The organism is Pantoea sp. KPR_PJ (assembly GCF_041386365.1).
Lineage (GTDB): Bacteria > Pseudomonadota > Gammaproteobacteria > Enterobacterales > Enterobacteriaceae > Pantoea.
Genome location: NZ_JABMIK010000005.1, coordinates 286,446 through 294,313 on the forward strand (window position 1 = coordinate 286,446; position 7,868 = coordinate 294,313).

Annotated in this window: 8 protein-coding genes; 3 read left to right on the forward strand and 5 right to left on the reverse strand. The window is 50.5% G+C overall.

The features are described from left to right. Positions 1–194: 194 nt before the first annotated feature. Positions 195–602, forward strand: coding sequence for a histone-like nucleoid-structuring protein H-NS (hns, locus tag HP564_RS13535; RefSeq protein ID WP_371243828.1), 408 nt, complete (start codon positions 195–197; stop codon positions 600–602). Between the two features lie 83 nt (positions 603–685). Here the strand turns inward: hns and HP564_RS13540 are convergent, their stop codons facing one another. From HP564_RS13540 to rssA, 5 genes are all read right to left on the reverse strand, one after another. Continuing rightward, complete coding sequence (locus HP564_RS13540) at positions 686–1,693, reverse strand: NAD-dependent epimerase (protein WP_371243830.1); 1,008 nt, start codon at positions 1,691–1,693, stop codon at positions 686–688. 14 nt (positions 1,694–1,707) lie between these two features. Then, complete coding sequence (locus HP564_RS13545) at positions 1,708–3,048, reverse strand: UDP-glucose/GDP-mannose dehydrogenase family protein (RefSeq protein ID WP_371243831.1); 1,341 nt, start codon at positions 3,046–3,048, stop codon at positions 1,708–1,710. Between the two features lie 22 nt (positions 3,049–3,070). Then, positions 3,071–3,979 (reverse strand): UTP--glucose-1-phosphate uridylyltransferase GalU, encoded by a 909-nt coding sequence (galU, locus tag HP564_RS13550; RefSeq protein WP_033746712.1) that lies wholly within the window; start codon positions 3,977–3,979, stop codon positions 3,071–3,073. Between the two features lie 193 nt (positions 3,980–4,172). After that, positions 4,173–5,189, reverse strand: coding sequence for a two-component system response regulator RssB (gene rssB / locus HP564_RS13555; RefSeq protein ID WP_371243833.1), 1,017 nt, complete (start codon positions 5,187–5,189; stop codon positions 4,173–4,175). A 99-nt stretch (positions 5,190–5,288) separates the two neighbouring features. Then, positions 5,289–6,194, reverse strand: coding sequence for a patatin-like phospholipase RssA (rssA, locus tag HP564_RS13560; protein WP_371243835.1), 906 nt, complete (start codon positions 6,192–6,194; stop codon positions 5,289–5,291). Positions 6,195–6,287: 93 nt separating this feature from the next. Here rssA and HP564_RS13565 point away from each other — a divergent pair, with 93 nt between their 5' ends. Together HP564_RS13565 and purU are read left to right on the forward strand one after the other, a co-directional pair. After that, complete coding sequence (locus HP564_RS13565; protein WP_371243837.1) at positions 6,288–6,743, forward strand: YchJ family protein; 456 nt, start codon at positions 6,288–6,290, stop codon at positions 6,741–6,743. 54 nt (positions 6,744–6,797) lie between these two features. Beyond that, a complete protein-coding gene (gene purU, locus HP564_RS13570) occupies positions 6,798–7,646 on the forward strand; it encodes a formyltetrahydrofolate deformylase (RefSeq protein WP_371243838.1) in 849 nt (282 codons plus the stop codon). Positions 7,647–7,868 lie beyond the last annotated feature (222 nt).

The following is a 7,868-nucleotide window of genomic DNA, read 5'->3' on the forward strand; positions in this document are numbered from 1 at the left end:
AACGTTTCGGATTTTTCATAAAAGCTAATGCATAAATATCAATCGTTTTAAAGCCACCGCAGATTAAAACAAAGCGGTAATTTTAAATTTTATTATTGACTGCTTCTCTTATTTTACTATTGCAGTAATTTTTTGCCGCCACTATTATGAGCTGGCAGAACACCTCTTCATTAATATATTCAGAGATCAGGACAATGAGCGAAGCACTAAAAATTCTTAATAATATCCGTACATTACGCGCGCAGGCTCGAGAGTGTTCACTGGAAACGCTGGAAGAAATGCTGGAAAAACTCGAGGTCGTGGTTAATGAGCGCCGCGAAGAAGAGACACATGCAAAAGCCGAAAGTGAAGAGCGTACGCGTAAACTTGAACAATACAGAGAAATGCTGCTGGCCGATGGAATCGATCCCAATGAACTTTTAAGCGCCATGTCTGAAAGTAAAACATCGGGAAAAAGTAAGCGAGCTACGCGCCCGGCTAAATATCAATATGTCGATGAAAACGGCGAAACCCGGACCTGGACAGGTCAGGGCCGCACACCCGCGCTGATCAAAAAAGCGATTGATGAAGAAGGTAAACAGCTGGACGACTTTTTGCTTTAATAACGGCTAGTGCTTTTGCCATTGAGGCCACATTCGTTATGTGGCCCGCTGATGGCTCTGAAAAGGAAGCTCAGGCTTCCTTTTTACACCTTATAAAATTCACGATACCAGTCAACGAAGCGCTTAACGCCTTCTTCTACGTCCGTTTCAGGTCTAAAACCGATAGCCTGATAAAGTGCTTCAGTATCTGCGCTTGTTTCCAGCACATCACCTGGCTGCATTGGTAACAGGTTTTTCTTCGCCGTGACGCCCAGCGCCTTTTCAATCGCTTCAATATATTTAATCAGGCTAAGTGGCTGACTGTTTCCGATGTTATAGACGCGATAAGGCGCAGAACTGGTGGCAGGCGAGCCCTCTTCCACTGTCCACTGGTCGTTTTTTTGTGGAATGACATCCTGCAGGCGCACAATAGCTTCAGCAATGTCATCAATGTAGGTAAAGTCGCGCTTCATTTCGCCGCGGTTATAGACGTCAATCGCTTCGCCAGCAATCATGGCACGCGTAAATTTGAACAGCGCCATATCGGGACGACCCCACGGGCCATAAACGGTAAAAAAACGCAGTCCGGTGGTTGGCAGCTGATAAAGGTGTGAATAGGTATGCGACATAAGCTCATTGGCTTTTTTGGTCGCAGCATAGAGTGAAACCGGATGATCGACGCTGTCATCAGTGGAGAATGGCATTTTGCGGTTCAGTCCATAAACAGAACTGGATGATGCATACAGCAAATGCTCAATTTTATGATGACGACACCCTTCCAGAATATTTAAATGACCAGTCAGGTTTGCATCTGCATAGGCGTGAGGGTTATCGATTGAATAGCGTACACCTGCCTGCGCGCCGAGGTGAATCACGCGCTGAAAAGCATATTTTTCAAAAAGGGAGGCCATCGCAGTGCGATCCGCCAGATCCATTTTGATAAAAGTAAAACCGGGATGTTGAGAAATTAAATCGAGTCGGGATTGTTTCAGGCCGACATCATAATAATCGTTAAGATTATCGATGCCGACAATCTGATGACCGGCCGCCAACAGGCGTTGAGTGACATAAAATCCAATAAAGCCTGCGGCACCGGTCACCAGAATGTTCATAAATCCCTCGTTAATTACGCAATTTGAATAGACGCGCCGCGGCCGATTGCATAATAAACGAAACCGCGCTTGCTGATACGCTCTGGATCATACAGGTTGCGACCATCAAAAATCACGGGTTGCTTGAGAGAATTTTTAATAATGTCAAAGTCCGGGGCGCGGAAATTTTGCCACTCGGTACAGATGACCAGGCCATCTGCGCCTTGAAGCGCCGCTTCTTTGGTTCCCATCAGCTTCAGATCGCTGCGGTGACCGTAGATACGCTGTGCTTCATCCATGGCTTCCGGATCGAACGCCTGAACGCTTGCACCCGCTTCCCACAGTGCTTCCATCAGCACGCGGCTAGAGGCTTCACGCATATCGTCAGTGTTAGGCTTAAACGACAGGCCCCAGAGCGCAAAGGTTTTTCCGCTCAAATCGTCACCAAAGTGGCGTTTGATAAAAGCGGGAAGCTTGGTTTTCTGGCTGTCGTTAACATCTTCCACCGCCTGCAGCAGGCGTGGCTTATAGCCAATCGATTCTGCTGTGCGGATCAGCGCCTGAACATCTTTCGGGAAGCAGGAGCCACCGTAGCCGCAGCCGGGATAGATAAAGTGATAGCCGATACGGGAGTCAGAACCAATGCCCTGACGCACTTTCTCAACATCTGCACCCAGTAACTCTGCAAGGTTGGAGATCTCGTTCATGAAGCTGATTTTGGTCGCCAGCATGCAGTTTGCCGCGTACTTGGTCAGCTCCGCGCTGCGAATATCCATCACGATCATGCGATCGTGGTTGCGGTTAAACGGCTCATAAAGCTCGCGCAGCAGCTCTTCGACGTTATCGTTGTCTGTCCCCACGACAATACGCTCAGGACGCATGCAGTCGTTGACCGCTGCACCTTCCTTGAGGAATTCCGGGTTAGAAACCACGTCAAAAGTGAGGTTGACGCCGCGATCGCGCAGGGTCTCTTCCATTACGCTACGCACTTTATCCGCCGTTCCAACGGGAACCGTGGATTTATCAAGCACAACCTTATGATCCTGCATGTGCTGCGCAATGGTACGAGCAACGGCGGTCACATATTTAAGGTCAGCCGAACCGTCCTCATCGGGCGGCGTGCCCACAGCAATAAACTGCATAATGCCATGGTTAACGCCCTCTTTCGCATCGGTACTGAACTTAAGGCGCCCTGCCTCATAGTTCGACATCACCAGCGGCGTCAGGCCGGGTTCGAAAATGGGAATGATGCCTTTTTTCAGGTTTTCGACTTTTTGTGCGTCGACATCAATGCAGAGAACGTCATGTCCGACTTCGGCCAACACCGCAGCCTGAACCAGACCGACATAGCCGATACCAAATACAGTGACTTTCATCGAGTTATCCTGTGTTTATGAATTACTTTTTATTGCCCACTGCGCTATCAAGCCACTGAGAAAAGTCTTTGCCCAGCACTGGATGGCGAACACCATACTCAACGAATGCCTGCATGTAACCCAGCTTGTTACCGCAGTCATGGCTCACACCTTTCAGGTGGTAAGCTTCTACTGTCTCTTTCTCCATCAGCATGGCGATGGAGTCGGTCAGCTGTACTTCGCCACCTGCTCCCGGAGGCGTTTTCGCCAGCAGAGGCCAGATATCCGCAGACAGAACATAGCGGCCTACAACGGCAAGGTTAGACGGTGCTTCGGTTGCTTTCGGTTTCTCAACCACGCCAACCATGGGTGCGCTGTCGCCCGGCTGCAGTTCTGCACCCTGGCAGTCAACAACGCCGTAAGCCGTCACGTCAGCCACTGGCTCAACCATGATCTGGCTGCGGCCAGACTCGTCGAAACGGCTCAGCATTTCCGCCAGGTTGTCTTTGGTTGGGTTGGATTCATACTCGTCGATGATGACGTCTGGCAGAATAACGGCTACAGGCTCATCGCCAATCAGCGGATGGGCACACATGACAGCGTGACCAAGGCCTTTCGCGATACCCTGACGAACCTGCATGATGGTGACGTGCGGCGGGCAGATAGACTGGATTTCATCCAGCAGCTGGCGCTTAACGCGTTTTTCCAGCATGGCTTCCAGCTCAAAGCTGGTATCGAAATGGTTTTCAATGGAGTTTTTAGAAGAGTGCGTAACCAGCACAATTTCATTAATTCCTGCTGCGATGCACTCGTTAACGACATACTGAATTAACGGCTTATCAACCAGCGGCAACATTTCTTTTGGAATAGCTTTGGTCGCAGGGAGCATACGGGTGCCCAAACCTGCAACAGGGATTACCGCTTTTTTTACTTTTGACTTATAGGCAGACATCAAGATACCTCTCTTATAGGCCGTTCAAGTTAATACTTGATATGTCGGTTGAAATTCGGGAATGAGTATATCAGTTACCATCGAACGGATTTATCCTGGAAGGAGTCAATCCGCAGAATTTAAGACTATTACCCAAGTGTAAAGCTCACTTCTGGACCTGTCTTCAACAACGGCTGAATTTAAAATTTTTCATTTACACTTCAGCCGATAACATCAGGCGGATCCTGCCACCAGCACCCCATACGTGGCATTGCCAGCTGTCGGCATGCTGGCTGATCTGGTTAAGATGGGTGCTTCCCATAGTGCCAAGAGGAACACCATTACTGAGTTGAATTTGATGGGCGTGAACATGAAGCGTGGCGTTTAAGCCTGCTGAAACCAGAATGAGATTTCTCTGCACCCGATTGTAGTAACCAACCAGTAGCGGAAACTGCCCGCTCAGGTTGGCCTGACGTAACAGTAGGTTTACCTGACGCAGCAGGCCATTTAATTCCGGCAGCCGCTGCTTCTGCCCTGACAGCTGCTCCTGCAACAAGCCGTTGAACAAGGCGCGAAGGAGCAGCGCAGCCAGTACCCCATTGTCGCCAGCACGGGTGACGTCAAGGCAGTAAAAAGCAAGATCTTTATCGGACAACGCTGCGATATCCAGCACCAGCCCCGGCTGTTCAGCCATGGTTAACTGCCGATAGTTGACGCGGCAGCTGGCAACGGTCTGCTGCACCGGCGGCTGAAGCTGTTTAAGTAGTTTGGCGGCAGCGGCAGGGTCACGCACCAGCGCATCCCAGTCCTGGAATAGCTGTTCGTCTTCTTCCACCTTTGAAGTAAACATTGATGGATAGAGACACTCGAAGACCGCTTCGCGGAGGCGTTCAAAATTCTTTAACGGTTTAAGCAATACGTCCTGCACGCCAAGGCGCAGCACATGTGCGATATCCGCCATATTTTCCGTTGCTGAAATAATCAAAATGGGCACGCTGTTGCCGCGCGTGCGGATATGCTCAACAAACTGAATACCGTTCATACGCGGCATTTCCAGATCGCATATCACCAAATCCACATCATGCTGCTGCAGGTGGCCAATTCCATCAATACCGTCACCGGCTTCATACGTGCTGGCACCAAGCGCCAGCAAGAAGTTGTTTACCATAGAACGGAAAACGACCTCATCTTCGACAATGAGAATCTTTTTGCCGATTAGTGGTTTCTCCATTCTTTCCCCCTGCGTACCAGATCAATCAATAGTGGTTCATAAAACGCAGTTGCGCCTTTCAGAATTAGCCGAAGTAACACCTGTGAATGAACAACCTGATTATCTGTTACGCACCAGCGGTAATAGTTCATCCATTTTCTTCTCAACGGCGGCCTTGCCTGCCTCGATAGCTTCTGCAGCCCGGTGAAAGTCCAGCGTTGAAATCTGCGGACAAAACGGCTGTATCAGCACATCGGGCGGATCGCCTGCCATACGATTGCGTTTCAGGCGATTTTCCAGCACCTGGATGGATGTCGACATAATCTCCATCGCACCCGGCGTTTGCGTTACGCGACGGTGGGTAAATCCCACCAGCCGCTGTCGTATTTTTTTAGCCCAGCTAAGGGCGGCAGCAGAGACCTCTTCGTCGCCGTTTTGCGGTGTGACGGAGAGCAGGTCCTGCTGCATCAAATGCGCGTCATGCTGTAGATCGACGGCAATAACAATATCTGCACCCAACGCTCGCGTTAGCGAGACCGGAACAGGGTTAACAACGGCTCCATCTACCAGCCAATAACCATTGTAGCCGACCGGGGGTAATAAGCCTGGCATACTACAAGACGCTCGTACTGCCTGGTGCAGATCGCCCTCGGTTAACCATAATTCTCGACCGGTGCTCAAATTCGTTGCAATGACGCCAAAAGGTCTGGCGCAGCCCTCCAGGGTATCATGAGTGATAATCTGGCGAACATGATTAAATACGCGCTCACCGCGAAGCAGGCCGCCGCGCTGCCAGGAGAGGTCCATTAGCCGAATCACATCCCAGTAGCGAAAGGCGCTGACCCATTTTTCCATCTGCGGCAGGCGGTTGTTAACATAGGCGGCGCCCACCAGCGCGCCGACTGAACATCCTGCCACCACGTCTATCTCAATACCTGCTCGTGTCAGCGCGTTGATAACACCAATATGTGCCCATCCTTTGGCCGCGCCCGAACCTAACGCCAGTCCAATTTTAACCTGTCTCATTTACCCTCTGCTGCTGGCATCTGTGGATAGATTCACTGCGCCAGCTCGGCTACCATATGGCGTTATCCCTTTTTATCGCTCACAGGAGTCTTCGTGTCTGAAACCTGTCCTTGCTGCAGCGGGAAGCAGTATAGCTTATGTTGCGGTCCCTTTCTGACGGGTGAGCAATTACCTGAATCAGCCGAGCAGTTAATGCGCTCACGCTACACCGCTTATGCGATGCAGAATGTCAGCTGGCTGATTGACAGCTGGCATCCCAGCCAGCGTATACCTGATATGGCGCAGCGATTATCTGAAAGTTTCGCCAGCACCGATTGGCTAAGTCTGAATGTAACCTGTTGTAATCATGGAAGCCATGAGAATGAAGCTTTCGTGACTTTTTTTGCGCGTTACCGCGAGAATTCACAGATAAACGCTATTCACGAGCGTTCTCGCTTTCTTCGCGAGGATCAACGCTGGTACTATGTGGACGGAATCGCACCACAGGTTGGACGTAACGATCGCTGCCCGTGCGGCTCCGATAAAAAATACAAGAAGTGTTGTGGCTGAAAGAGATACAGCTCAACTGTTTTACCCATTCGCTTTGACAGGACTCTGATCGAGATGCAAGCGCAAACTATGCAACGAAAAGTTTTACGTACCATTTGCCCTGATGCGAAAGGTCTGATCGCTAAAATCACGAATATTTGCTACAAGCACGAGCTGAACATCGTGCAAAACAATGAATTTGTTGACCATCGTACCGGCCGCTTTTTCATGCGCACCGAACTTGAAGGCATTTTTAATGACAACACGCTGCTGGCCGATCTCGACAGCGCTCTGCCAGCAGGCTCTTCGCGTGAACTGAACAGCGCGGGCCGCCGTCGCGTGGTTATCCTCGTGACTAAAGAGGCGCACTGCCTGGGCGACCTGCTTATGAAAAGCGCGTTTGGTGGGCTGGACATGGAAATTGCCGCCGTCATTGGTAACCACGAAACGCTGCGCTCGCTGGTTGAACGTTTTGATATTCCTTTTGTACTGGTCAGTCACGAAGGTTTGTCGCGCGAAGAGCACGACAACCGCATGGCAGATGAGATCGATCGCTATCAGCCTGACTATGTTGTGCTGGCAAAATATATGCGCGTCCTCACCCCTGCTTTTGTTCAGCGCTATCCAAACCAGATTATCAATATTCACCACTCGTTCCTGCCGGCGTTTATTGGCGCTCGTCCTTATCACCAGGCCTACGAGCGTGGCGTGAAGATCATTGGTGCGACGGCACACTACGTAAATGATAATCTGGATGAAGGCCCCATCATCATGCAGGACGTGATTAACGTTGATCACAGCTATACCGCTGAAGAGATGATGCGTGCCGGACGCGACGTAGAAAAAAATGTGTTGAGCCGCGCACTGTACAAGGTGCTGGGTCAGCGCGTGTTTGTTTATGGCAACCGCACGATTATTCTTTAAGCGGGAGTGACGCTGAATTGCGTGTGAATTCAGCGTCGCGGGCAAAAAGTGGGCAAACGGTTCACATTTTTCTTTTGGGCGCTTTACACCTGGAACGCATTTGGTATGATGCGCCCCGCTTCAAGGCACAATGATTCAGGCCAGTGGTGGGATTCCCGAGCGGCCAAAGGGAGCAGACTGTAAATCTGCCGTCACAGACTTCGAAGGTTCGAATCCTTCTCC

Bases quoted from the DNA above. Each gene is read 5' to 3' on its own strand.
- HP564_RS13545 (WP_371243831.1), bottom strand. From the start codon at position 3,048: ATGAAAGTCACTGTATTTGGTATCGGCTATGTCGGTCTGGTTCAGGCT.
- hns (WP_371243828.1), top strand. From the start codon at position 195: ATGAGCGAAGCACTAAAAATTCTTAATAATATCCGTACATTACGCGCG.
- HP564_RS13540 (WP_371243830.1), bottom strand. From the start codon at position 1,693: ATGAACATTCTGGTGACCGGTGCCGCAGGCTTTATTGGATTTTATGTC.
- purU (WP_371243838.1), top strand. From the start codon at position 6,798: ATGCAAGCGCAAACTATGCAACGAAAAGTTTTACGTACCATTTGCCCT.
- galU (WP_033746712.1), bottom strand. From the start codon at position 3,979: ATGTCTGCCTATAAGTCAAAAGTAAAAAAAGCGGTAATCCCTGTTGCA.
- rssA (WP_371243835.1), bottom strand. From the start codon at position 6,194: ATGAGACAGGTTAAAATTGGACTGGCGTTAGGTTCGGGCGCGGCCAAA.
- rssB (WP_371243833.1), bottom strand. From the start codon at position 5,189: ATGGAGAAACCACTAATCGGCAAAAAGATTCTCATTGTCGAAGATGAG.